Source organism: Shewanella sp. GXUN23E, from assembly GCF_050865035.1.
GTDB lineage: Bacteria > Pseudomonadota > Gammaproteobacteria > Enterobacterales > Shewanellaceae > Shewanella.
Map to the genome: position 1 here is coordinate 53,900 of NZ_JBOZWP010000003.1, position 25,141 is coordinate 79,040.

General features: G+C 52.8%; 22 protein-coding genes. 15 read left to right on the forward strand and 7 right to left on the reverse strand.

Annotated elements, in window-relative coordinates:
- Nucleotides 1-16: 16 nt before the first annotated feature.
- The 11 genes from ACRRUX_RS04005 (at nucleotide 17) to ACRRUX_RS04055 (ending at nucleotide 11,067) form a co-directional block, all read left to right on the forward strand.
- The gene (locus ACRRUX_RS04005) at nucleotides 17-553 is read left to right on the forward strand and encodes a hypothetical protein (RefSeq protein ID WP_432527413.1); all 537 of its coding nucleotides are present in this window, start codon (nucleotides 17-19) and stop codon (nucleotides 551-553) included.
- Nucleotides 553-1,536, forward strand: coding sequence for a COX15/CtaA family protein (locus ACRRUX_RS04010; RefSeq protein ID WP_432527415.1), 984 nt, complete (start codon nucleotides 553-555; stop codon nucleotides 1,534-1,536). Before ACRRUX_RS04005 ends, ACRRUX_RS04010 begins: the two co-directional genes overlap by 1 nt.
- A 14-nt stretch (nucleotides 1,537-1,550) precedes the next feature.
- Nucleotides 1,551-2,474, forward strand: a complete 924-nt coding sequence (cyoE, locus tag ACRRUX_RS04015; RefSeq protein ID WP_432527417.1) for a heme o synthase — start codon at nucleotides 1,551-1,553, stop codon at nucleotides 2,472-2,474.
- A gap of 2 nt (nucleotides 2,475-2,476) precedes the next feature.
- Entirely contained in the window at nucleotides 2,477-3,100 is a 624-nt protein-coding gene (locus ACRRUX_RS04020; protein WP_432527419.1) for an SCO family protein, read from the forward strand.
- A 166-nt stretch (nucleotides 3,101-3,266) separates the two neighbouring features.
- Nucleotides 3,267-3,548 carry an STAS domain-containing protein gene (locus tag ACRRUX_RS04025; RefSeq protein WP_432527421.1) on the forward strand — a complete coding sequence of 94 codons (282 nt, stop codon included), beginning with the start codon at nucleotides 3,267-3,269 and terminating at the stop codon, nucleotides 3,546-3,548.
- Nucleotides 3,549-3,562: 14 nt separating this feature from the next.
- Nucleotides 3,563-3,925 carry a response regulator gene (locus ACRRUX_RS04030; RefSeq protein ID WP_432527423.1) on the forward strand — a complete coding sequence of 121 codons (363 nt, stop codon included), beginning with the start codon at nucleotides 3,563-3,565 and terminating at the stop codon, nucleotides 3,923-3,925.
- A 27-nt stretch (nucleotides 3,926-3,952) separates the two neighbouring features.
- The gene (locus ACRRUX_RS04035) at nucleotides 3,953-5,971 is read left to right on the forward strand and encodes a chemotaxis protein CheA (protein ID WP_432527425.1); all 2,019 of its coding nucleotides are present in this window, start codon (nucleotides 3,953-3,955) and stop codon (nucleotides 5,969-5,971) included.
- A gap of 11 nt (nucleotides 5,972-5,982) precedes the next feature.
- Nucleotides 5,983-6,537: a chemotaxis protein CheW gene (locus ACRRUX_RS04040; RefSeq protein WP_432527427.1), complete on the forward strand. Its 555-nt coding sequence runs from the start codon at nucleotides 5,983-5,985 to the stop codon at nucleotides 6,535-6,537.
- A gap of 24 nt (nucleotides 6,538-6,561) precedes the next feature.
- On the forward strand, nucleotides 6,562-9,192 hold the full coding sequence (locus tag ACRRUX_RS04045; RefSeq protein ID WP_432527430.1) for a methyl-accepting chemotaxis protein: 2,631 nt from the start codon (nucleotides 6,562-6,564) through the stop codon (nucleotides 9,190-9,192).
- Between the two features lie 41 nt (nucleotides 9,193-9,233).
- The gene (locus tag ACRRUX_RS04050) at nucleotides 9,234-10,019 is read left to right on the forward strand and encodes a CheR family methyltransferase (protein ID WP_432527432.1); all 786 of its coding nucleotides are present in this window, start codon (nucleotides 9,234-9,236) and stop codon (nucleotides 10,017-10,019) included.
- Between the two features lie 25 nt (nucleotides 10,020-10,044).
- Nucleotides 10,045-11,067, forward strand: a complete 1,023-nt coding sequence (locus tag ACRRUX_RS04055) for a protein-glutamate methylesterase/protein-glutamine glutaminase (protein ID WP_432527434.1) — start codon at nucleotides 10,045-10,047, stop codon at nucleotides 11,065-11,067.
- On the opposite strand, the gene ACRRUX_RS04060 is transcribed toward ACRRUX_RS04055, so the two are convergent.
- Nucleotides 11,068-12,144 carry a polysaccharide deacetylase family protein gene (locus tag ACRRUX_RS04060; protein WP_432527437.1) on the reverse strand — a complete coding sequence of 359 codons (1,077 nt, stop codon included), beginning with the start codon at nucleotides 12,142-12,144 and terminating at the stop codon, nucleotides 11,068-11,070.
- A 19-nt stretch (nucleotides 12,145-12,163) separates the two neighbouring features.
- Here ACRRUX_RS04060 and ACRRUX_RS04065 point away from each other — a divergent pair, with 19 nt between their 5' ends.
- Entirely contained in the window at nucleotides 12,164-13,492 is a 1,329-nt protein-coding gene (locus ACRRUX_RS04065) for an MATE family efflux transporter (RefSeq protein ID WP_432527439.1), read from the forward strand.
- A 60-nt stretch (nucleotides 13,493-13,552) separates the two neighbouring features.
- Here the strand turns inward: ACRRUX_RS04065 and nfuA are convergent, their stop codons facing one another.
- Nucleotides 13,553-14,131: a Fe-S biogenesis protein NfuA gene (nfuA, locus tag ACRRUX_RS04070; protein ID WP_432527441.1), complete on the reverse strand. Its 579-nt coding sequence runs from the start codon at nucleotides 14,129-14,131 to the stop codon at nucleotides 13,553-13,555.
- 215 nt (nucleotides 14,132-14,346) lie between these two features.
- Here nfuA and ACRRUX_RS04075 point away from each other — a divergent pair, with 215 nt between their 5' ends.
- The gene (locus ACRRUX_RS04075; protein ID WP_432527443.1) at nucleotides 14,347-16,869 is read left to right on the forward strand and encodes a M14 family zinc carboxypeptidase; all 2,523 of its coding nucleotides are present in this window, start codon (nucleotides 14,347-14,349) and stop codon (nucleotides 16,867-16,869) included.
- A gap of 14 nt (nucleotides 16,870-16,883) precedes the next feature.
- Here the strand turns inward: ACRRUX_RS04075 and ACRRUX_RS04080 are convergent, their stop codons facing one another.
- Nucleotides 16,884-17,579 carry a ComF family protein gene (locus ACRRUX_RS04080; RefSeq protein WP_432527841.1) on the reverse strand — a complete coding sequence of 232 codons (696 nt, stop codon included), beginning with the start codon at nucleotides 17,577-17,579 and terminating at the stop codon, nucleotides 16,884-16,886.
- A 63-nt stretch (nucleotides 17,580-17,642) separates the two neighbouring features.
- Between ACRRUX_RS04080 and bioH the strand changes: the two genes are divergently transcribed.
- Nucleotides 17,643-18,413, forward strand: coding sequence for a pimeloyl-ACP methyl ester esterase BioH (gene bioH, locus ACRRUX_RS04085; protein WP_432527445.1), 771 nt, complete (start codon nucleotides 17,643-17,645; stop codon nucleotides 18,411-18,413).
- A gap of 264 nt (nucleotides 18,414-18,677) precedes the next feature.
- Nucleotides 18,678-19,178 (forward strand): hypothetical protein, encoded by a 501-nt coding sequence (locus ACRRUX_RS04090; protein ID WP_432527447.1) that lies wholly within the window; start codon nucleotides 18,678-18,680, stop codon nucleotides 19,176-19,178.
- A gap of 16 nt (nucleotides 19,179-19,194) precedes the next feature.
- Here the strand turns inward: ACRRUX_RS04090 and ACRRUX_RS04095 are convergent, their stop codons facing one another.
- The 4 genes from ACRRUX_RS04095 to ACRRUX_RS04110 all read right to left on the reverse strand — a co-directional run bounded on the left by ACRRUX_RS04095 (nucleotide 19,195) and on the right by ACRRUX_RS04110 (nucleotide 25,051).
- The gene (locus ACRRUX_RS04095; protein ID WP_432527843.1) at nucleotides 19,195-21,027 is read right to left on the reverse strand and encodes an LTA synthase family protein; all 1,833 of its coding nucleotides are present in this window, start codon (nucleotides 21,025-21,027) and stop codon (nucleotides 19,195-19,197) included.
- A 280-nt stretch (nucleotides 21,028-21,307) separates the two neighbouring features.
- Nucleotides 21,308-23,656 carry a Tex family protein gene (locus ACRRUX_RS04100; RefSeq protein ID WP_432527449.1) on the reverse strand — a complete coding sequence of 783 codons (2,349 nt, stop codon included), beginning with the start codon at nucleotides 23,654-23,656 and terminating at the stop codon, nucleotides 21,308-21,310.
- A gap of 108 nt (nucleotides 23,657-23,764) precedes the next feature.
- The gene (gene greB, locus ACRRUX_RS04105; protein ID WP_432527451.1) at nucleotides 23,765-24,256 is read right to left on the reverse strand and encodes a transcription elongation factor GreB; all 492 of its coding nucleotides are present in this window, start codon (nucleotides 24,254-24,256) and stop codon (nucleotides 23,765-23,767) included.
- 9 nt (nucleotides 24,257-24,265) lie between these two features.
- Nucleotides 24,266-25,051, reverse strand: a complete 786-nt coding sequence (locus tag ACRRUX_RS04110) for a TOBE domain-containing protein (protein ID WP_432527453.1) — start codon at nucleotides 25,049-25,051, stop codon at nucleotides 24,266-24,268.
- Nucleotides 25,052-25,141: the final 90 nt, after the last annotated feature.

A 25,141-nucleotide genomic window follows, 5' to 3' on the forward strand; every position in this document is an offset into this window, starting at 1 on the left:
AACCAGAGGAGACGGTATGAACTCCCTTTTTAAGAATCGCATGAGTTTACTGATGGTACTGGTCGCCTTTGGCTTACCGGTGTTATTGGCAAAACTCGTTCTCGATAACCATTGGTATCACGGTGGAGTCACCAATAAAGGCGGCCTGCTGGAGCAAGGTATCAGCTATACAAGTCTGGGCATGAGCAACCCTCACCCAGGCCGGTGGCAACTGATCTATATGCCGCCCACCAGCTGTACCGAAGCGTGCCAGGACCGGCTTTACATCCTCAGACAAAGTCATACCGCGCTGGGTAAAGAGCAGGACAGGGTTACACCTGTCGTCATGCAGGCAGAGTCAGCTGCGGCGCCACTAGGTCACGAATTGCCGTCGGCAATCCCCTCTGCAGCCATGCAATCATTGTTGCTCAGCGGTGACATCATTATCGTCGACCCTTTGGGGAATCTGGTCATGCGGTACGTGATGGTCACCGGCATGGAAGCGCAGCTCACACAGGGGAAAGACCTGCTGGCCGATCTCAGAAAGATGTTAAAGCTGTCGAGGATAGGCTGATGACCATGCAATCGTTGCTGAAAATGACCCTGATTTTTACCCTTACTGTCATCATCATGGGCGCTTATACCCGGCTTGAAGATGCAGGCCTGGGATGTCCGGATTGGCCTGGTTGTTACGGTCATCTGACCGTTCCCGATGAAGCTCATGAGCTCGCCAAGGCCGATCAGCTGTTTCCAGGCCATGAAGTCGAGCCTCAAAAGGCCTGGCTGGAGATGATCCACAGGTATATTGCCGGCACACTGGGTCTGCTGGTGCTCTGGATCCTTATCCTCTGCCTGCGAAGCCGGGACTATCCCAACAAACTGCCCATTTTTATCTCGGCCCTGATTATCTTTCAGGCGTTGTTGGGCATGTGGACCGTCACCATGAAGCTGATGCCAATCGTTGTAATGAGCCATTTACTGGGGGGATTCACCCTCATCTCGCTACTGCTGTTGCTTTACTTGAGGACCCGGCCATTGCGAATCCCGGGAGGTGATCCTCAGGCTCGCCGACTGGCGCCTCTGGCACTGCTTGGCCTAACAGTATTGGTGCTACAGATCTTGCTGGGTGGCTGGACATCATCAAATTACGCTGCACTGGCCTGTACCCAACTGCCTGTATGCGAAGGTGACTGGTTTGACAACCTGCAGCTTGCAAAGGCGTTTTCACCATTTCAGGGAGATCATCCCAGCTTCGAATTTGGCGTACTCGATTATCACACCCGCATGACTATACATGTCACCCACAGGTTCGGTGCTCTGCTTACCGCCGCTTTACTGCTGTTTCTGGCATTTAAACTCTGGCACAAATCCAGAAGCCATATCCTGAAACAGAGTGCCATGCTGCTGGTGATAGTGCTGGCATTGCAAATCGCACTTGGGATATCCAATGTCGTCATGCATCTGCCCTTGGGAATTGCGGTCGCACACAACGTCGGGGCAGCCTTGTTGTTGCTCACCATAGTTTTTATCAACTACGCCCTTTGGCGCAAGGCATAACAGGGAGCTCAGTTATGGCGAAATCTGCACAGATCTCAGCAAGTCATGCAACGGATAGCCATCACAGGCTCCCGAATATTCAATGGCGTGCTTACTACGAAATGACCAAACCCAAAGTTGTTGCCCTGATGCTGCTTACTGTCCTGGTGGGAATGTGTCTGGCACTGCCCGGCAGCGTGCCATGGCAACCACTTGTCTTTGGCCTTGTCGGTATCGGCATGATGTCAGGCGCCGCAGCGGCCTTAAATCACCTGATTGACAGACGTATTGATGGGTTAATGGCACGCACTTATAACAGACCGCTCCCCAAAGGACGGGTCAGCGCCGCTCATGCGCTGGCTTTTGCACTGACCTTGGCACTGCTGGGATTCATCTTACTTTACACTCTGGTCAACGCGCTGACCGCCTGGCTTACCTTTGCCAGCCTGATTGGTTATGCCATTGTCTATACTGCCTATCTGAAACGTGCCACCCCCCAGAATATAGTGATAGGCGGGCTGGCCGGGGCCATGCCACCTTTGCTTGGCTGGACTGCTGTGACCGGAGATTTTCATGGCCACGGGCTGCTGCTGGTAATCATCATCTTCACCTGGACACCTCCACATTTCTGGGCGCTGGCAATTCACCGTCGCGAAGACTATGCCAAGGTCGATATCCCCATGCTGCCGGTTACCCATGGCGTTGAATTCACCAAAACCTGTATTTTGCTCTACACCATTTTACTGGCCATCGCCTGCTTGTTGCCGGTATTGGTAGGAATGTCAGGCCCGCTGTATCTGGTAATCGCGACACTGCTCAGTTGTGCTTTTATCTACAAAGCATGGCAGCTTAAATATGCCGACGAGCCAGGGCTGGCCATGAGAGTATTTAAGTTCTCCATCTACCATTTAATGTTGCTGTTCCTGGCTTTGCTGGCGGATCACTACCTCTGGAGTTGAGCATGAACAAAATGGCATTGGCAGTGGTCGGCGCCGTGATGCTGATGGGACTGGGTATCGTCACCGCAGCCAAATGGCAACGGCCTTCGCCACCGGTACTTGCGACCAGCTTTATCTTTCCAGAAGCCCGGCCGCTCGCCCCCTTTCATCTCGCCGATCAGCATGGTCAGGTGTTCGACAACAGCAGATTACTGGGGCACTGGAGCTTAATGTTTATTGGCTTCACCTCCTGTCCCGATGTCTGCCCGACCACGATGGGAAAACTGGCTGCGGCCTACGACGGGATGAATGCTAAAGCACCGCTTCAGGTCGTTTTCGTGTCAGTCGATCCAGAGCGGGATACCCAAGCTAAGCTGGCCAGCTACATCGAATTTTTCAATCCCGAATTTGTGGCTGCAACCGGACCACACAGCGATTTATATCCGCTAACCCGACAACTGGGGATGATTTATTCAATGGTCGGCGAGGGCGACAGCTACACGATTGACCACAGTGCCTCTATGGTCCTTATTGATCCAGAAGGACGAAAAGTGGCAGTAGTGAAACCCCGCAGCGATGGTCAATCACTGCCGCAAATCCGGCTTTCTGAAATGGTCTCAGATATTCAAGCAATTCAACAACTCTGATCAACTCCTCCAGCGCGCTTCCCCTGCTGCAACCTTTGCCTGACCCGGTGCCTGGCACCGGGCTTACGCCTTCAAAAAAAATTTTTGTATCACAGGCAATACTCTGAATTGACGACTATCTTTTGATGGTAGAGGGAGACGACAGGTCTTATTCAGGGGATGACCAATGTCAGAACACACAGAAACGTTCGAGACAGAACTCACCATCAGATCGGTACAGGATGTATATACCAAATTGCATGAGCAGCTGGCGCAGGGGAATGCCCTGATCCTGGATGCCGGCAAACTTATCCAGGTCGATACCGCCGGGGCACAAATGCTGTATTTGCTGGCCCGGTTGGATGACAGCGATTCGCACAAATTAACCTGGAAAAATGGCACTGCTGAGTTGCAGGCACAACTTCAAAGCTTGGGAATTGAAATCCCGGCGCTATTTTCCGACATCTGAAAGGAACACAGCATATGAAGAAAATACTTGCGGTTGATGATTCAGCATCAATGCGTCAAATGGTGGGGTTTACGCTGAAGACAGCCGGCTTTGATGTTACCGAAGCCTGCAACGGTGATGAAGCGCTCAAAGTAGCTCAGCAGGGCCAATACGATCTGGTTATTTCAGACGTCAACATGCCGGTGATGGACGGCATTACCCTAATCAAAAATTTACGGGACCTACCTGCTTACAAGTTCACTCCGTTGCTGATGCTGACCACAGAATCCGGTGGCGACAAGAAACAGGAAGGACGTGCAGCAGGAGCAACCGGTTGGATTGTGAAACCCTTCAATCCGGATCAATTACTGGCAACCGTACGGAAAGTACTGGGTTAATCATCAGATCACGGAGCTCAAAGGCATATGGATATCGATCTCAGTCAATTCAGTCAGGTGTTCTTCGAAGAGAGTATCGAAGGACTGGCTGTGATGGAGGCAGAGCTGCTGAATCTGAATGTGGACAATCCGGATTCTGAATCCATCAATACCATTTTCAGAGCAGCACACTCAATTAAAGGCGGCAGCGGTACCTTTGGTTTTACTGCCGTGGCCAACTTCACTCACCTGCTGGAAACCCTGCTGGATGAAATCCGCGACGGCAGACGAAAAATGCTGCCTGAACACGTCGATATCCTGCTGCATTCGGTCGATGTACTCAGAGGTATGCTGGATGCCCTGATGGCAGAAAGCGAATACAACGATCCCAAATTGCAGGAACTGGAACGCCGCCTGACCCAGGCATTGGGTAGCGATCATACAGTCGCAGAAACGCCACAGGAAATTGTCGAAGCCGCCAATACTCAGCAGAAAACGACCTGGAAAATTCATTTCGTTGCCGGTGAGCACATAATGCGCTGCGGCAACGACCCAATGCTGATGTTCAACGAGTTAAGGGATATCGGAGAGTTAAAGGTTACGCTCTGTCAGGGAAACTTACCGCCCCTTGATACCTACGATCCGGAAGCCTGTTATCTCAGTTGGGATCTGGAGCTGCAGACTGAGCACCCTCAGGAAAAAATCAAAGAAGCCTTTGAATGGGTCGAAGATGAGTGCCAGATAAGTTACCAGCAACTCAAGCAAGATACTCAGCCACAGCTGGCGGTCGCGCCCTCACCTCAGCTGGAGGCCGCCAAACCACTGGCAGCCCAATCTCCGGCGTCATCCACCGCCAAAGCCAAAAGTAATGAAGGCGGCTCGATTCGGGTCAGTACCGAAAAAATTGACATGCTGATCAACATGGTAGGTGAATTGGTGATTACTCAGGCCATGTTGGGTCAGATAGGGCAGCAGGAAGAGATATCGCAGGAATCAATTCTGATGCTGCAGCAGGGGTTGGAACAGTTGGCCTCCCACACCAGGGATCTGCAGGAAAGCGTGATGCAGATACGCATGATCCCCATCAGTTTTGCCTTTAATCGTTTCCCAAGACTGGTTAGAGATACCAGCCAACAACTGGGCAAAAAAGTTGAGCTGATCCTCAAGGGAGAAGAAACCGAACTGGATAAAACTGTGATGGAGAAAATTGTCGATCCCATGGTTCATCTGGTGCGCAACTCTCTTGATCACGGTCTGGAATCCCCTGCCGAGAGAGCAGCCAAGGGTAAGCCAGAAACCGGTTCAATTACACTTAATGCCTACCATCAGGGCGGCAATATCGTCATTGAAATCATTGATGATGGTGCCGGTTTGAATACCGAGAAGATTCTTCGCAAAGCGATAGAGAAAGGCCTTGTCAGCCCTGATGAAGAACTATCCGATGAAGCGATTCATCAATTGATCTTCAAACCCGGCTTCTCCACGGCAGACGCCGTGTCTGATCTTTCCGGTCGCGGTGTCGGCATGGACGTGGTCAAACGCAACATCCACGAATTGAATGGCACTATCGATTTACGTTCCCGTAAGGATGAAGGCAGTCGCTTCACCATCAGATTGCCGCTAACACTGGCAATTCTGGACGGCCAATTGGTGCGCATTGGTGAACATATTTATGTAGTGCCATTGGTTTCAATCTACGAATCACTGCAGGTCCCTGCTGACAGGATAAACCGTCTCAGTGACGAGCATGAACTGATCCGGCTGCGGGACGAATACGTCCCTGTCGTTAAGGTCTATCAGGAATTCGGTCATCAGGCTGAGGCCAGAGAAATCAAAGATGGCTTGGTCATGGTTGTAGACAACAGCAATGAAAAAGTCGGGCTGCTGGTAGATGAATTGCTGGCACAACAACAGGTCGTGATTAAAAACCTGGAAGACAATTATACCCGTATCCCCGGAGTTTCCGGTGCCACCATTCTTGGCAACGGTACTGTAGCGCTCATTATTGATGTCGCAGGTCTGGTCAATCTTGCCGGAATAGGCCACAGCAACGAGCACGCGGCGTAAGGAAGCTGACAATGGAAAATCAAGCCAAAGAAGAACTTATGACCGGTACAGAACATGAAGGACAACAGTTCCTGAGCTTCATCATGGCCGATGAGGAATATGGCGTCGATATTCTCTCAGTGCAGGAGATTCGGGGCTGGGAGCCGACAACGGCCATTCCCAATGCGCCTGACCATGTCAAAGGCGTTATCAACCTGCGGGGCACCATTGTACCTATCATAGATTTGAGACAGAGATTTCGTATCGCATCGCTGGAGTATGGCCCAACGACTGTGGTTATCGTCGTGAAAGTCAGGGTCGAGTCCAGTCAAAAAGTCATAGGCATAGTGGTTGATGCAGTGTCAGACGTCTTTAGCACCAACCACAGTAATATTCGCTCGGCACCCGACTTCGGCCATGAGGCGGATCTCAGATTTATCAAAGGGTTGACCAACGTGAACAATAAGATGGTCATCCTGCTGGATATCAACTTACTGCTGGGAACAGAAGTGCTGCCAGAAGCAGCAAGGCTGTCTCAAATGATTGAAACACTCGATAAAGCACAACCCACTGAGGCAATTGCGTAACAGGGTCTTGAAGAGGACGGACGAATGGAAGCAAGCAAAATGACTGCAGCGCCCACTGCAGATACTTCGACATCACTGGGGGTTACTCCTCTCGCCGGCGCAGGTATCGGGGTCAGTCTACTGGGCCTGGTGCTCAGTTTGGCCAGTGTTCCCTCTGTTTGGGTCGCGGCCGCTCAGGCTGGTGCCATTGCACTGTTTGCACTGGCATTTATGAGAATAAACCAGTTTGAACACCAGGTGGCTCAAGCCTTTGCCGAAATCAATCAGGCATTGGACGGCAAAAAAAACGGATTCTCCAATCTTGCATTGCCCGGTTGGTCAGCCCTGACCAGTCAGTTTGGCCGCAAGGGTGGTAATCGGGAGCTTGGCATAATAACCAACAGGGCACTCGATATCTGTCAGGCCAATGTGATGCTCGCCAGCCCCGACGGAGAAATCCTGTATCTCAACGAGTCACTGCAAAGTACCCTGCACGCAGCAGAAGCAGATATCCGTTCAGTACTGCCGGACTTTGACAGCAAACGCCTTAAAGGCGCCCATATGGACATGTTCCATCGTAACCCGGCGCATCAGCGTGGCTTGATAGCAGGTTTGCGCAATGCCCATATCAGTGAAATTGAAGTCGGCGGCCGCACCTTCAGTCTGATTGCTTCCCCGGTATTTGATGATGATCATCAACGAATCGCAACTGTGGTGGAATGGAAGGATCTCACCGCAGAGAAAGCTCGCAAGGTAGAGAGTGAGAACCTGCAGCGAGAAACCAGCCGTATCAAACAGGCACTGGATGTCTGTCAGGCCAATGTGATGGTGGCAGACGCTGATCTGAATATCATCTACCTCAATGAATCGTTGAACCAGATGCTGTCTTCCAATGAAGCCAAGCTGAAGCAAACATTGCCTCAGTTCAGTGCCAAGCAACTGATTGGAACCAATATCGACAAGTTCCATCAGAATCCCGCTCACCAGCGTGGCATGTTGTCCAATCTGACCAGCAGTTATAAAACCCGGATTGAGGTCGCGGGCCTGAAGTTCAATCTGATCGCAACCCCCATCTTCGACAAAGGTATCCGTACAGGTACCGTTGTGGAATGGGCCGACGTTACTGAGCGTCTGCAGCGAGAGGAGGAAGAGCGTCTGATGGCCGCGGAAAATGCCCGTATCAAACAGGCTCTGGACAATGTTACTGCCAACACCATGGTGGCCGATGTTGACTGCAACATCATCTATATGAATAAGTCGGTCTTGAGCATGTTCCGCGCCGCACAGAACGACATTGTCAAAGATCTGCCCAGATTCGACAGTGCCAATTTGATCGGCAGTAATATCGATATTTTCCACAAGAATCCGGCACATCAGCGCAACATGCTGGCAGGCCTGAACAGCACCTTCTCCAGCCAACTCAATGTGGGTGGCCGTACCTTTAAGATCATTGCCAACCCCATCAAAGATGAAACCGGCAAACGTATCGGTACCGTCGTGGAGTGGGCGGACCGCACCGCAGAAGTGGCCATCGAACACGAGATCGACGACATCATATCGGCCGCCAATGCCGGTGACCTGAGTTGCCGTATCGCGACCCACGACAAAGAAGGATTCTTCCTGAATCTGTCCAATGGTCTGAACAAACTGGTCAGTATCGCCGATGACGTTATCTCAGATGTAGTGGATATGTTTGATGGCCTCGCAAAAGGTGATTTGACCCGCCAGATTAAAGGCGACTACCAGGGCCAGTTTGGCAAACTGAAGACCGATGCCAATGCCACAGTAACCCGCCTGACCGAAGTACTGAATGGCATTCTGCAATCTGCAAGTACAGTGACTGCCGGTGCTGAAGAAATTGCCAAGGGCAATGCAGATCTCAGTCAGCGCACCGAAGAACAGGCTGCCTCACTGGAAGAAACAGCGTCCAGCATGGAAGAAATGACCACAACAGTGCGTCAGAGCGCCGACAACGCCAATCTGGCCGACAACCTGGCTAAGGAAGCAAGCAGCAAAGCCAACCATGGTGGCAAAGTAGTGAAACAGGCCGTGAGCGCCATGGAGGCCATCAACGAATCCAGCAAGCGGATTTCAGACATCATTGGAGTGATTGATGAAATCGCATTCCAGACCAACCTGCTGGCACTCAATGCAGCCGTTGAGGCGGCGCGTGCCGGTGAGCAGGGAAGGGGCTTTGCTGTGGTTGCCGGTGAAGTGCGGAACCTTGCGCAACGCAGTGCCGGTGCCGCCAAAGAGATCAAAGATCTCATCCGTGACAGCGTCAATAAAGTTACCGATGGCACCGCACTGGTGAACCAGTCTGGTGAAACTCTGCAGGAAATCGTCAATGCGGTATCCAAAGTCGCGGAAATGATTAATCAGATCAGTGTCGCGTCGGAGCAGCAATCATCCGGTATCAGCGAAGTAAATAAAGCGGTTTCGCAAATGGATGAAATGACCCAGCAGAATGCCGCGTTGGTAGAGGAGGTTTCTGCAGCGGGAGATGCGATGGCCGAGCAAGCGCGTAATATGAGGCGTCAGCTGGGATTCTTCAAGATGGATAAAAATGCTGGCAGCAGCCAAATGGAATTTGCATCTGCAGCCCCACTGGCACTGGTTTCAGGCGAGTCCGCCCGAAAACCCAGTATTGCCAACGAAGAATGGAATGAGTTCTAGGAGCAGGACAATTGGAACTGAGTGAGGATAAGGAATTCCTAATGACGGCGGCGGATTTCCGGTTTATCCGGGAACTCGCCTACCGGCAAACCGGAATAGTGTTACCGGAACGCAAACAGCATATGGTGTATTCCCGCCTGTGCCGCCGTTTAAGAGCACTCAGGCTACTGAACTTTAAGGACTATTGTCAGTATCTATTGGAAACCCCGGATGAACTTGGTCAGTTCATCAATGCGTTAACAACGAATTTGACCGCTTTCTTCCGGGAGAAGCATCACTTTGAGTATCTGAAAGACACTGTGGTGAATGACTGGATGCAACAACGTAAACGCCGTATCCGCATCTGGTCATCGGCCTGCTCAACGGGAGAAGAACCATACAGTATTGCCATGTCAGTCGCCGGTATGTTTGGCAATGCCGGATGCGACATCAAGATACTGGCCACCGATTTGGATACCAATGTACTACAGAAAGCGCAGAGCGGAATTTACAGTTCGGACGCCCTGGAGAATATTCCAATCGACTATCACGAAAAGTTTCTGATGCGCTCTCCCGGCCAGATAAAGATTAAAGAGAAACTGCAGCAGCACATACATTTCAAGCAACTTAATCTGCTCAATGACTGGCCTATGCAGGGACCTTTTGATGTGATTTTTTGCCGTAATGTACTTATTTATTTTGATAATGAAACAAAGCAAAAAATCATCAAAAAATTTCGGCGATTGCTTGCAGATGATGGCGTGCTGTTTATTGGCCATTCAGAAACGCTGCACCAAATCTCTGATGAGTTCACACTTCTGGGACATACCATTTATAAACCCAGGTAACGGGGCAAAAGAATAAGGAAGGGATATGATCAAAGTATTAGTGGTAGATGACTCGGCCCTGGTCAGACAACTGCTCACTCATATGCTATCTCAGGCACCGGACATCGAAGTTGTGGGTACGGCGGAAGACCCCTATGAGGCCAGAGACAAAATAAAGTTGCTCAATCCCGATGTGCTGACGCTGGATGTGGAAATGCCCAAAATGGATGGCATTGCCTTTCTGCGTAATCTCATGAAATTACGGCCTATGCCAGTCGTCATGATCTCCACGCTCACGGAAAAAGGCGCAGCGATTACACTGGAAGCCTTGAGCCTGGGTGCCGTTGACTATATAGCCAAACCCAAAAACGATCTGAGCAACAAACTGACCGAATACCAGGATGAGCTGCTGGAAAAAATCCGACTGGCCGCCCGTTGCCGGATAAGGGCGACACCACTGGTTGCAAAGCCAGCCGTGGAAGAAGGGCTCAAACTTAAAAACCGGCTGATCGCCATTGGTGCTTCAACCGGCGGTACCGAAGCCATTGCCCAGGTGGTATCCCAGTTGCCGGAAAATTTCCCGCCAATAGTGATTGCGCAACATATCCCGGCCGCATTCAGTGCCTCTTTCGCCCGCAGGTTGGATTCCAAATCAGCCATGACGGTGCAGGAAGCCTGTGGCAATGAAATGCTCAAGCAGGGCAATGTTTATGTTGCTCCGGGAGACAAGCATCTGGTCGTCGTACGCCGCGGCGCTCATCTCTACACCATGTTGCAGGACACAGAACCGGTTAATCGGCACAAGCCTTCGGTTGAAGTACTGTTTAACTCCATTGCCAATTGTGCAGCCAAAACCACCATAGGCGTAATGCTGACCGGCATGGGTAAAGATGGTGCTGAAGGTATGCTCAATATGATGAATCAGGGGGCTTACACTATCGCCCAGGATGAGGCCAGTTCTGTGGTGTGGGGCATGCCTGGTGCTGTGGTGGATATAGGCGCAGCAAAAGAGCAGCAGTCGTTGAATAAAATGGCCTCACGCCTGCTGCAGTTGCTGAAAGTGGACTAATTACTCTTTAACCCACTCACCGTTATTTTTAGGTCTGACCCAGGCCTGGGAAAACCAGTAGTACCGCCCTTTACTCTTGCTGGGGGCGGTACAGTTGTATCGGGAGCGACCGGCCGGCAGATCAAGATCAGCCTGAATGCTGAACTCGTCAGCAGACAACCAGGTCGGCTTCTTGGCCCCCTGCCCCTGCACAAAACACATCAATTGGTGAGGATGGATATCAGAAGTGTCCAGCGTTACCCTCAGTTCTGGTCGCCAATTACCAACTTTGAGTTCAGGATCCGAGGTATTCTGGCTCAACACCGGCATATTCAGGCTGTGCATTTTCACCTTGAGATTGCTTAAGTCTGCGTAAGGCCCCGCCACGGGAAAGCGCGGCAGAGCGGTGAGTTCAGAGTAAATGCCCGCCGCGCCGGACTGCTGACCGACGGCAATATAGCCATGACTGGCAAGCAGTGTCTGCAAACGCGCATTGTATTCTCCATACGGATAAGCAAGCATCTTCCAGCTTTGACCTGTCGCCTCTTCAATGGCATTCTCGGTGGCCTGAATATTGTTGATAACCCTGGTTTCCCAGGCATTATCAGATTCACCCGGTAATTTACGGATCAAATGTTCATGTGCCCAGCTGTGGTTGGCGATGTCAGCCCCCTCAGCGGCGAGCACTTTGAGCTGATCCCAGCTCATCATTTCACGGTACCCTTTCTGAATGGGTTCAATAGCCACGAACAGAGTGTAGGGAAATCCGTATTCCTTCAAAATAGGGTGAGCGGCATCAGCAATATTCTGATAACCATCATCAAAGGTAATAACTATGGTTTTTTCTGGCAGGCTCTGCCTGGCCTGAATAGCTTCGGCCAAGGCTCTGAGGGAAATCACATTGAACTGATTGTCCGCCAGGTATGCCATTTGCTCCCGAAACTGGGCTGGAGTCACACTGGTGCTTTTTGGTGTGGTTTCAGAAACATGATGATACTGGAGAATCACGGCGCCATTGATTGGGCCTGATTGGGTATCAGGCGCGGCACAAACACTGAATACCAGTGATGCCATGAGCGCACACAACACTCTCAACATAAATAAACCTCTAATAAATATGACTGGAACAGTCCTGATTTTTGACGCCAAACGTAATCGTCGCCTGCTGGCGCTGGCGCTGCCCATGATTCTGTCAAATGTGACAGTACCGCTGCTCGGTCTGGTGGATACCGCCGTGATAGGACATCTGAGCAACGCGTATTATTTAGGCGGTGTAGCCCTCGGGTCAACGATTATCACATTGATTTTCTGGCTATTAGGCTTTCTTCGCATGGCAACGACCGGCCTGGTTGCCCAAGCCTGGGGCGCCAATGATACCCAAAGACAGTTCCAATTGCTGCTCCAGGGTGCCAGTCTGACACTATTGCTCAGCCTGAGCATCTTGCTGTTGCAGGGCCCTATTCTGTCGCTGGCACTGGCAATGACTGATGCCAGCAGCGACGTGATCAAATACTGTCAGGAATACTTTCAAATCCGCATCTGGTCCGCACCATTTGCGCTGCTGAATCTGGTCCTGCTCGGCTATTTGCTGGGACGTCAGCAACCCAAGGCGGCAATGTGGCAGTTGATTATTGCCAACTGCATCAATATAGCTTTGGATCTGCTGCTGGTGATTGGCCTGGATTGGGGAGTAAAAGGCGCCGCACTGGCCTCGGTAATTGCCGACATTGCCGCCATGATGGTTGCCCTGACCATGGTGCACAAACAACTCAAACAGCAGGGTGGCTTCCATCTGATGGAGCAATTGTGGGCATTGCATCCTGCCGGTTACAGCCAATTACTCAGGCTCAATACCGACATTTTTGTCCGCAGCCTGTGCCTGCAGGCTGCCTTTGCGTTCATGACGTTTCACGGTGCCAGCCTTGGTGATAACACGGTAGCCGCCAATGCGGTGCTGCTCAATTTGTTGCTGCTGATCTCCTATGCACTGGATGGTATAGCCTACTATGCCGAAGCCGAGACCGGCCGCACCTGGGGCAATAAGGACATAACGGAATTACGTAATACGGTTACTCTCGCCTTCCAATGGTCAGCCATTGCAGCAGCGGGGTTCAGCTTGCTGTTCCTCGCCTGCGGAGAACTTATTATCCGGACACTGACCAATATTACGCCGGTACAGGCATTGGCGATTGACTACCTGCCCTGGCTCATCGGTATGCCACTGCTGGCGTTTGGCTCCTACCTGTTTGATGGGGTCTACATAGGTACAGCCCAGGGCCGAATCATGCGCAACAGCATGCTTTTTTGCACCCTGGCTGTGTTTTTCCCGGTCTGGTGGGTGCTGCAAAGCTTGGGCAACAGTGCGCTGTGGGCCGCGATGTCGGCATTTATGCTGGCCCGCAGCCTGACGCTTGGACTGCACTATCGGTTGGTACTGTCCAGATAAAAAAATACCCCGTCCAGCGGCTGTGAACGGGGTACTTGTGCGTCATCATCAAAGAGATGATTACTGGTATGAATGGTCGCCGTGCTGATGCTCTGTCACATCACGAACACCATTCAGCTCACCGGCAAAACGCTCCAGCATCTGCTTTTCAATGCCATCTTTGAGTGTGACATCTACCATGGAGCAACCATTACAACCGCCACCAAACTGAATAACGGCAATACCTTCAGCAGTGATTTCCACCAGCATGATATGGCCGCCGTGGCTGGCCAGCTGAGGATTGATTTCGGCCTGGATCATGTACTCAATGCGATCTTTCAGCGGCGCATCATCGTCAACTTTGCGCATCTTGGCGTTGGGTGCTTTGAGTGTCAGCTGAGATCCCAGCTGATCGGTCACGAAATCGATAGAGGCTTCTTCAAGGAAAGGCGCACTCTTCTCATCCACCATGGCACTGAAACCATCAAACTCAATTTCCATATCATCATCTTCCACCGCATCCGGTGGACAATAAGATACGCCACACTCAGCCTGAGGGGTTCCCGGACTGATAACAAACACACGAATATTGGTGCCTTCAGGCTGATCCGCCAATAACTTAACGAAATGCGCCTGAGCTGCTTCGGAAATGGTAATCATGACAACCTGCTCCGTCAGGGTAAACCTGAGTATTTTGGTAAGAATTAGCTCTATGATACTCATAAGGCGGGTTTGTTTGTAGCCCCAAAACCATGCAATCAGCGCTTTTTTGCTGTTTTTTCAATGCATTTCACGCATCACTTTATTAACACAAAAGTAGCATCAGGTCAGGTGAGATGATAATTTATTCGAAAATTCAATAATAAATCTGACCCATGCTGAAAACCCTGCTTTGTACCTGCGCCCTGTTATCGCCGTTGGCACTGGCTGCCCAAACTCCCGATTGGTATCCACCACAACATCATACTCTGCGCACAATCCAGACTCCGGCGGAGTTTCTCGGCTATCCCCTGGGTGAATGGCACCTGCGCCATGACCAGATTAACTTTTATCTCAACCAACTGGCCACCCAAAGTCCAAGAGTCAGCCTGGAGCACACAGGGCAAAGCCATGAGGCCAGACAGCAACTCACCGCCGTGGTGACGTCAGCAGATAACCAGCAAAATCTCGCTGGCATATTGGCTGCCAGAGCCACTGTCAAACAAGGGCGGGATGTCAATGGTCCTTTGGTAGTTTGGCTTGCCTACTCGATTCATGGGGATGAAGCCAGCGGTGCACATGCTGCCACCGCTCTGGCCTACTATCTGGCCGCCAGCGATGAGCCATGGGTCAACAAACTTCTCGATGAAGCGATCGTCCTCATAACTCCCAGCCAGAATCCTGATGGTCTGGACCGATTCGCAACCTGGGTTAATGGTCACAAAGGCAACGTTGCGGTTGCCGACAACCACAGCCGTGAGCACAACCAAGACTGGCCAAGAGGCAGATTTAATCACTATCTGGCAGATTTGAATCGCGACTGGCTATTTCTTGCTCACCCTGAAAGTCAGGGGCGGGTGGCTTTATTTCATAAATGGCAGCCCCACTATCTGGGAGACTTTCATGAAATGGGTCATGAGCAGAGCTACTTTTTCCAGCCAGGAGTACCACAACGTACTCACCCGCTGACCCCCGCCATCAATCAACAGCTGACAGAAAAGCTTGCCGAATTTCACCGTGCCGCGCTGGACGCCAGAGATCAGCCCTATTTCAGCCGTCAGGGCTTTGATGACTTTTACTATGGCAAGGGTTCAACTTACCCGGATATCAACGGCACAGTCGGAGTACTGTTTGAGCAGGCCAGCGCCAGGGGACAGCTGCAGGAGTCAGCCAATGGCCCGGTGGTACTGGCCGAAGCAATTGCCAACCAGTTTGCGACCTCTATCTCCAGTTTGAAAGGTGCACTGGCGCTGCAGCAAGAGTTAAAGCAGTATCAGCAGGAGTTTTTCCGCGATAAAAACATACAAAGCGGACGCATGACGGGCATGTTGCTGCAGGCAAAACTGGATCCCACGCGCCGGGACGCGTTGGCCAGTCTGTTTACGCAACATCAAATCCGGTTCAGTTACCTGGCACAAACGGTCAGCGCCGATAACCAGACTTTTACACCTCAGGACAGCCTGTTTATTCCCGCAAAGCAGCCACAACAGGCGCTGATTGCCGCCATGTTTGATAAACGAACCGAGTTTGAGGATGCCACTTTTTACGATATCTCAAGTTTTGATTTGCAGTCTGCCTATGACCTCGTGATGGCTTCAGAGGTAAAACTCGCTGACAAACAGTTGCGCGACGCCCCTCCGACGGAGCCGAAAAGCCTGTTGCCGGACGATGCCGTGGCCTACCTGATTGACTGGCGCCACGGCAATGCCCCACGGTTGCTGCAGCAACTGCTCAATCAGGAGATGATCGTGAAAGTTGCCACCGGTGACTTCAGTCTGCAAGGCAACACTCAGATGAACTGGCCTGCGGGCAGTCTGCTTATTCCCGCCAAACAACAGAAACTGGATAAAACCAGCGTCAAAGCCATGTTGCAAAAATTAAGTCAGGATTGGCAGATTCCAATCACTGCCACGGGCACCTTTGCCGCAGTCAGCGGCCGGGATCTGGGCAGTGACGATTTCAAAGTGATCCAACCAGTCAGGCCACTGCTGATCGCAGGTACAGGAACCAGCACCACCGAAGTCGGTGAGTTGTGGCAATTCCTCGATGCCAAACTGGGTATTGCCACGCCGCTGGTCAACGCCTCGCGTCTGGAGAAGATCCGCCTGAATCAATACAGCCATTTGATCCTGGCCGGAGGCGGTTACAGCCTACTTGATGCAGATTTGGCCGATGATATCGGGGCATTCATGCGTCAGGGCGGCACTGTCATCGCCCAGAAAAGCGCACTGGAATGGCTGGATAAACATAAATTGATGAGCGCAGAGCTCATCTCTTCCAGAGAATTCGACAAGCTGTTTGATGTCTCCGGGCTTGGCTTTGCCGACAGAGACAACCTCAACGCCCGCAAAACCATTGGCGGCGCTATCGTTGAGCTGACATTGGATCCCGGCCATCCCATCAACTTTGGGCTGAACAGCGCCACACTGCCGGTCATGAAAAACCTGGTGCTGGGATTCAAACCGGTCGAGAAACCCTTCATCGTTGCCGCCAGCTATGGCAAGCCAATGCTCAAAAGTGGTTATCTGGCGCAGGAATATCAGGACAAACTGGCAGGTACACCTGCCGTGCTGGTTGAAACCAAAGGTCAGGGTGCATTGGTCGCACTGGCGGATAACTTGCTGTTTCGCAATACCTGGCTGGGCGCAGAAAAACTTTACGCCAATGCCTTGTACTTTGTCCCCGTCAGCATGAAATAAACGGATCCGGTCAGTTAATCCAACAGGCCCGGAGCCTCAGCCCGGGCCAGACACCACACCTGCAGATCCGGTGCCTGCCACGCCAGCAGTGCTGCCATCTCTTCCACCGTCGAAGCCGTGGTCACCACATCATCGATGATGGCAATACGGACAACCGGTACCGGCTGAACCAGCATGAATGCGCCCCTGAGATTATGTCTTCGGGCTTTGCCATCCAACCCGGCCTGGGCTCTGGTCGCCAGCGTGCGCACCACCACATCATCGAGCACAGGAATATCAAGCGCCGCAGACAATGCCCTGGCAATCACATAAGCCTGATTGAATCCACGCTGGCGCAGCCGTGAGGCGTGCAGAGGTACCGGCAGCAATGCCTGAGGGCGAGTGATGATATTCAGCGCTTCGAGTTCTTCAATTCGGCTCACCAATGCGCTACATAACGCTTGCAATGGCGCCAGTTCACCTCGGTATTTGAGGTCCGCCACGACGCTGCCCAGTCCCTGATGATAGCTGGCAGGCGCAACTACCGGCAGCGGCTGGGTTTGCTGACAACTGCCGCAATATTTTGCCTGCAGCGTCATACCACGACCACACCCAAGACATACGGGCTGATGATAACAGCCCTGCTGCAGACAATCCTGGCACAGACCACTGCCATCACCGCCAATAGTTTGATGACACAACAAACACCGGTTGGGTAAACTGGCTCTCATCAGTGTTAGTAACTGACTGAAAATTCGATTTATCACTCTTGGATACCTGGAACGCACACTTCAGTGACTCAACTTCATATCGATATTCGGGGTACAGGCCCGGAACTGGTGATGCTGCATGGCTGGGGCGTCAACAGCGCGGCATTCGCGCCCCTGTATGACTACCTGTCTGAGTATAGGGTCTACTATGTGGATCTGCCTGGCTTCGGCCTCAGTCAAGCTGCCGGAAACTCGCTCAAATCCTGGGCTGACCAATTGGTCAGGCAACTGCCCCAAGGCGCAATCTGGGCCGGATGGTCACTGGGCGGTCTGGTTGCTGCCCGGGCAGCACTGGATTATCCAGAGCATATTCGTGGTCTGGTTACCATCGCCTCCTCTCCCTGCTTTATGGCCCGGGAAGAAGAAGGCTGGTATGGCATTCCCCGGCAGGTACTGAGCCAGTTCAGTGAACAACTGGGCAAGGATTTACCTAAAACCATTGAACGCTTTCTGGCAATTCAGGCCATGGGCAGCGCTACCGCCAAAGAGGATATCAAGCGTATTCGTGAACTGGTACTGGCAAGACCATTGCCCGAACAACAGGCACTGGCAGCAGGTCTGACTATGTTGGAGCAGGAAGATTTACGCGCAGAAATTGGTAACCTGGCGCAGCCCTGGCTGCGGGTATGGGGACGGCTGGATGGTCTGGTGCCCAAAAGAGTTATCCCGCAAATGCCGGTGACAAGCGAAAGTGAAGATCTGGTCATCGCCAAAGCCTCCCACGCGCCATTCATCTCCCACACTCAGGAATTTGTCACCGGGTTGGAGACCTGGCTTGGGCGTGTGTGTCAATAATAGCAATCAGCACAGGAGTTTAGTCACTCAGCGAGCCTTTTCAATCCGCCCTCTGGGAGCCTGTCTGACACGCGATTACCGCCCAAATTGTCTCGCCATAGCACTACTATGTCGTCACCAATTTGGATGGAACTAAAATGGCTGACATGGCTGCGATGAGGTCAATCTTCTATGCGGATTGGTATAACACAACAACAGGCTTTCCACGACAACATGAGTTGGCTATGATTTAAGCAGGTTTCAACTCTGTTAGCTGATCTGAATATGCAGATTGTCTCGCACTATCCCAACGTACCGGTGGCAACATCCAATGTGGCCACCGACAGCGTGCGGACAGACAATCAGCAAAAACCACCCTTGCCACCACCTCAGGAAACGGCGAAGACCTCTGCCGAAAAAGCGCTGGAGCAACGTCAGGATCGCGCGACCGAGCAGCAACAGGAGCGATTAAATCGCATAGCCGAGCGCGGTGCCAAACAGCAGCATCAACAGGCAGAACAACAGCAGCCTCATCGCCAGCCACAATTGCCGCAGGCCGAAAAGGCAGCTTTGATGAAACTGGCAGCCAAAGGTGGCGCGCTGAATCGCCGGGATGTTCGCGACCGCACCCAAAGCAATGCCCCAGCTGTCAAAGCCCAGGCCAAAGCTCACCCCATGCCCAACGAAGCACCCAAGGTCTATCGCCGGATTGGTGCAGTCATCGCGGCGGTATATCGCCAGAGCAGCGAAGTCCCCGCCGCCCCCGAACTCAGTCTGACGCTTTAACGCGCCCTCCTGCGGCTCATTGATACAACATATTTTGATAGGCCAGACTGCCCCACAGCACCAATCCCAGCGCATGGCGGCTTAACGACTCAGGTTGCGCCTTGGGCTGCAGACTGCCGCTGTCATCCAGCACAAATCCCAGTGGTTCCCGATCAGGCTGCAGGATCACCAGATCCTGCCCCTGCATATAAGCGAAGTTCCGGTCGTACTGCATCATGGCCCGTCCTTCCCAGTCATCAGGCATTTGGGTCAGATCTCTGCCCAGCATAGGGTAGTCGCCGGATATGCCCATCAGCGACAACAGGGTTGGCGCCAAATCGATCTGACTGACCAACCTGCCATCCTGTCTTGGGTCAATGCCGCCGCCCAGAATCACGCCGGGAATATGAAAGCGTGATACCGGCACTAAATCCGCGCCACTGACGCGGCTGTCATGGTCAGCCACCACCAGAAACACAGTATCGTTCCAGTAAGCTGCATTGCGGGCCTGACGGAAAAACTCACCCACCGCATAATCGGCATATTTGGCAGCATTATTGCGGGTTTGCTTGGGCTGCTCATACAGCTCAATGCGGTCGTCCGGGAATTCAAACGGTTCGTGATTGCTGGAGCTGAACACCAGACTGAAGAAAGGCTTGCCCTGCTGATGCAGTGCCTCAAACTCCTGATGGGCACGGGCCATCAAATCTTCATCCGACACCCCCCAGGAACCTTTGAATACTGGATTGGCATAATCACCCTCCTCCACGATATCGCCAAAGCCATTGCCCAGAAAGAAACTGCGCATGTTGTCAAAGTGACTCTCGCCGCCATACACAAATTGGGTATGATATCCCTGCGTCCTGAGCAAAGACGCCAGAGTAAAGAAGTTGGTCTGGCTCTTGCCCAGTTTCACCACTGAGCGCGCCGGAGTTGGAGTAAAGCCAGTCAGCACGGCTTCAATGCCGCGCACCGAGCGGGTACCTGTGGCATACAGATTGTTGAACGCCCAGCCCTGCTGATACAGCGCATCCAGATTGGGCGTCAGCGGCTTGCCTCCCAGCGTACCCACAAAGCGCGCCCCCAGACTTTCCTGCAGCAAAATCACCAGATTCCTGGGTTTGCCGGAGTAGCTGGCCTGATTGAAAGACTGACTGGGAAATGCCGCATTGGCGAAGGTTTGACGGCCACTTTCACGGCGGGCAACGTCGATAATCTCAGCTTCCGGCAGAGCACCATATACCTTGGCCGCATCCGCTTCGCTGCCCATCTGCTTGATGGCAAACGCCAGTGAATAGGCAGAATTCACCGCCAGTGAGTTCACCAGTGGATCGGTGGAGAAAGCCACCATCGCGGGGTTGAGCGGCCTGTGTCCCAGAGATGAGCGACCACCGAGAACTACCAGTGCCGCCACCACAAGTATCAGCGGCGCAACCCACCAGCGTCTGAGTGCTGCGCCGGAAACCGGCACCCAACGCGCAGCCAATCGCCAGCCTCCGACAGCCACCAGAGTTGCAACCAATACCGAGAGCAGGATTTCTCCCTTACGGCTGGTCCATAACATAGACAGCACTTCTTTGGGATAAATCAGGTATTCCACGTACAGGCGGTTGGGGCGAAAGCCGTATTCATCGATAAAAGAAGGCGTGGTGACTTCCAGCATCATCAGTAGCCATAAACCTGCCACCAGCCACAGTCGCAGCCCCCATCCCCAGATACCGGCCAGCCGGGAAGACAGACCGGCCATCAGGGTGATCAATGCCGCCAATCCCCACAGCCAGCAAAGGATGGCGATATCCACCCGCACTCCCTGCAGCAACACTCTACCTATGCCATCCGCCGCGTCCACTCTGGACCAGTACCAGGTCATCAGACCGAGGCGCCATAAGCTCAGTAACAGCAGGCTCAACAGTGCAAAACGTGCCAATCCCAGTAATTGTTCCCGCGCCAGAGCCGGGGGTGTCGCATTTGTTGTTATTGTTATCGTCAATTTGGTTACCCGAAAAAGACCGTCCGATATCGTCGGATGGTTATTGTTATAGTTATGATTTGACGGTGCTTTTTAACATTGGTTTCACCTCAATGCGAGCAAGAGTTAAAAAAAATCCCCGCAAATTGCGGGGATTTATATGTACGTACCAATACTGACGTTATTTCTTCAACTTGGCGAAAGCATCTGCAAAGGCGTTGCCCATGGCAGCGTTGATCGGCTGATTCGCCTGCGGACGATTACCGGACTTCTGGCCGCCCTTGTGACCGGCGGCTTTATTCGTCTGGGGTTTATTCGTCTGAGCTTTATGTGCAGGCTTGTGTCCCTGAGGCTGTGGCTTCTCCTCCAGTCGCATCGACAAACCGATGCGACGGCGCTCCACATCCACTTCCATCACTTTCACTTTCACCACATCACCGGCTTTCACCACTGTGTGCGGATCCGACACAAACTTGTCAGTCAGCGAGGAAATGTGTACCAGGCCATCCTGATGCACGCCGATATCCACAAAGGCACCGAAGTTGGTCACATTGGTCACCACACCTTCGAGGATCATCTCCACCTTCAGATCCTTAAGATCTTCTACCCCATCTTTGAACCTGGCGGTCTTGAACTCGCCACGGGGGTCACGACCCGGCTTATCCAGCTCGGCCAGAATGTCAGTCACGGTCGGCAGACCAAAGGCATCAGTGGTGAAGTCAGCCGCATTCAGGCTGCGCAGCAGCTCGGTATTACCAATCAATGCCTCCACAGGAACGCCTTTGGCGGCGGCAATGCCTTCCACCAGGGAATAGGCTTCAGGGTGCACGGCTGAGGTGTCCAGCGGATTGCTGCCGCCACTGATACGCAAAAAGCCTGCCGCCTGCTCATAGGCCTTGGGGCCGAGACGGGAGACTTTCAGCAATTCTTTGCGGGTATTGAAGCGGCCATTGGCATCGCGGTAATCCACCACATTCTTGGCCAGTGTCTTGTTCAGACCCGCCACCTGCGCCAGTAGCGGCGCAGAGGCCATGTTTACATCCACACCCACGCGGTTTACGCAGTCTTCCACCACGGCTTCCAGCGAGGACGACAGCTGGCTCTGGCTGACATCATGCTGATACTGACCCACACCGATGGACTTGGGTTCGATTTTCACCAGCTCCGCCAGCGGGTCCTGCAAACGACGGGCAATGGATACCGCACCACGCAGGCTCACATCCAGATCCGGGAACTCGGCAGCCGCCAGCTCAGAAGCGGAATAGACGGACGCCCCGGCTTCAGACACCATTACCTTGGTCAGGTTCGGCGCGACATCTTTCACATAAGTGAGCAACTCAGCCGCTAGCTTATCGGTTTCCCGCGAGGCAGTGCCATTGCCGATGGCCACCAGCTCAACCTTGTGCATTTTCACCAGATTGGCGAGAGTGCGTACCGATTTTTCCCACTGGTTTTGCGGTGCATGGGGGAAGATAGTGGTGTGTGCCACCAGCTTGCCGGTATTGTCCACTACGGCCACTTTCACGCCGGTACGCAGACCCGGATCCAGCCCCATGGTCGCCTTGGCACCTGCAGGCGGCGCCATCAGCAGGTCACCCAGATTACGGGCAAACACCTTGATGGCCTCATCTTCAGCCTGCTCACGCATGCGGGCAATAAATTCAGTTTCCATCTGCAGCGCAATCTTGATGCGCCAGGTGGAAGTCACCACAGTGCGCAGCCACTGATCAACCTCGCCAGCACCCAGATTGAGTTTCAGGTGGTCGATAATGGTCTGCTCACACACGCTGCCACTGGCCTCTGAGCCGGGATCGGCATCCAGCGACAGGCTGAGAATACCTTCGTTGCGGCCACGCAGCATCGCCAGCGCCCGGTGAGAAGGCACCTTGGTGATGGCTTCGTGATGTTCAAAGTAGTCGCGGAATTTGGCGCCTTCTTTCTCTTTACCGGCCATCACTTTACTGACCAGTTGCGCCTGTCCTTCAAGCTGCTCACGCACCTTGCGGATAAGCTCGGCATCTTCGGCAAAGCGCTCCATCAGAATGTAGCGGGCGCCATCCAGTACCGCTTTGCTGTCGGCAAAACCGGCATCGTTATTGATAAACTCCGCGGCCCGGGCTTCCAGTGGCAGGCTTCTGTCAGCCAGCAGCATGTCCGCCAATGGCTCAATACCCGCTTCAATGGCGATTTGGCCTTTGGTACGGCGCTTGGGCTTGTAAGGCAGATACAGATCTTCCAGACGGGTCTTGGAGTCAGCACTGTTGATGGCGGCGTTCAGTTCAGGGGTCAGTTTACCCTGCGCCTCAATGCTGGAGAGGATCACCGCGCGGCGATCATTCAGTTCACGCAGGTAACCAAGACGGCTGAACAGGTTACGCAGCTGGGTATCGTCCAGGCCTCCTGTCACTTCCTTGCGGTAACGGGCAATAAAAGGCACGGTCGCGCCTTCATCCAGCAAGCCAATAGTGGCATTCACCTGCTGCTCACGAACATTCAGTTCCTGAGCAATAATCCGGGCAATATTCTGCATAATGTCGATATCTGATAATCAGTGGGATTCAAAAAGAAGCTCCGGCCAAGATAACACAGCGGCAGAATTGTGGTGAACTCTGACGCCATTCTCTGAGCCAGACAGCATTTATTCAGCGTCATCGAAGGGTTGATAACGGATAGCGTTGACATACCAGTATTTCATCCCTGATGGCGTCTGCACGCTGACCTCATCGTCAACCTGCTTGCCGATCAGCGCCCGGGCCATGGGCGAGTCGATGGTGATATAGCCCAGCTTGGTATCCAGCTCATCTTTGCCGACGATGCGGTAACGCACCACCTCACCCTCTTCGTTTTCCAGCTCAAACCAGGCGCCGAAAAAGATTTTGCCTTCCTGCTGTGGGTCGTAATCGACAATTTTCAGCTCTTCCAGGCGCTTCACCAGATAGCGCACCCGGCTGTCGATCTGTCGTAGCAGGCGCTTGTTATAGGTGTAATCGGCATTCTCGGAGCGATCCCCCTGGGCCGCCGCTTCCTGCACTTTTTTGGTGATTTCAGGACGGTACTCTTTCCACAGATATTTCAATTCGCGATCAAGAGTTTGCCAGCCGGCTCGGGTAATCAGATGGGCTTTTTTCATGGCGTAAAATCAATTCATACTGGCGATAATGGTTTGACTGGCGAGGAAGCAGGCCTGATAGCAGTGCCCCTCAATCCAGGGCTGTGCCCTGTCGGTATTCATCACGGAATAGACCATATCTCCCCCTCCAATATCAAGGGTGAGTTCGGTTTTGTCCCCCTGGGAGGTCACGGCGACCAGCTTCCCGGTCAACAGGTTACGGCTGTCCTGGGTCGACGCTGCAGCAATATCCTCAAGCACCACATTGGGCGCTTTGAACAGCAGCAATACCGGCTTATTAAGTGCCAGTGCCAGTTGCTCACAACTGGCATGGGTGACTGACACCCTGACCTGCTGACCACCGGATAAGGTGATCCACACCAGATCATTGATGCCGCGACTCTCAATCCGGCTGATAACACCGGTGAGCTGATTGCGGGCGCTGGTTTTCAGGGAAAAGTGTGCCATCAGATCCAGCAGGGTATTCATGGACACGGACTCATCGAGCAGCGCTGACAAGGCCATGGTCTGCACCTGCTCGGTGAGCGAGTAAACCTGCAGCAGTCGCTCGCCAAATTCAGTCAGCCTGGCGCCACCGCCACCTTTGCCGCCCTTTTCGCTGAGCACCACAGGCTGCGACATGGCGGTGTTCATATCATTGACGGCATCCCAGGCCGCCTTGTAACTGATCCCGGCCAATTTGGCCCCCTGACTGAGCGAGCCGGTATGGGCAATCTGCCTGAGCAGGGCGATACGCCTTGGATTGGCAAAGGCTTTGTCATTTAACGTCAGTGACAGTTGGGCGGTTAAATCCATGATGACCAGGGAGTTATGAAAGTAACACTATTTTCCTCCATTCCCGCGGGAATACCAATCGACAAATGCCTCCGATAACTGCGGGCCGAA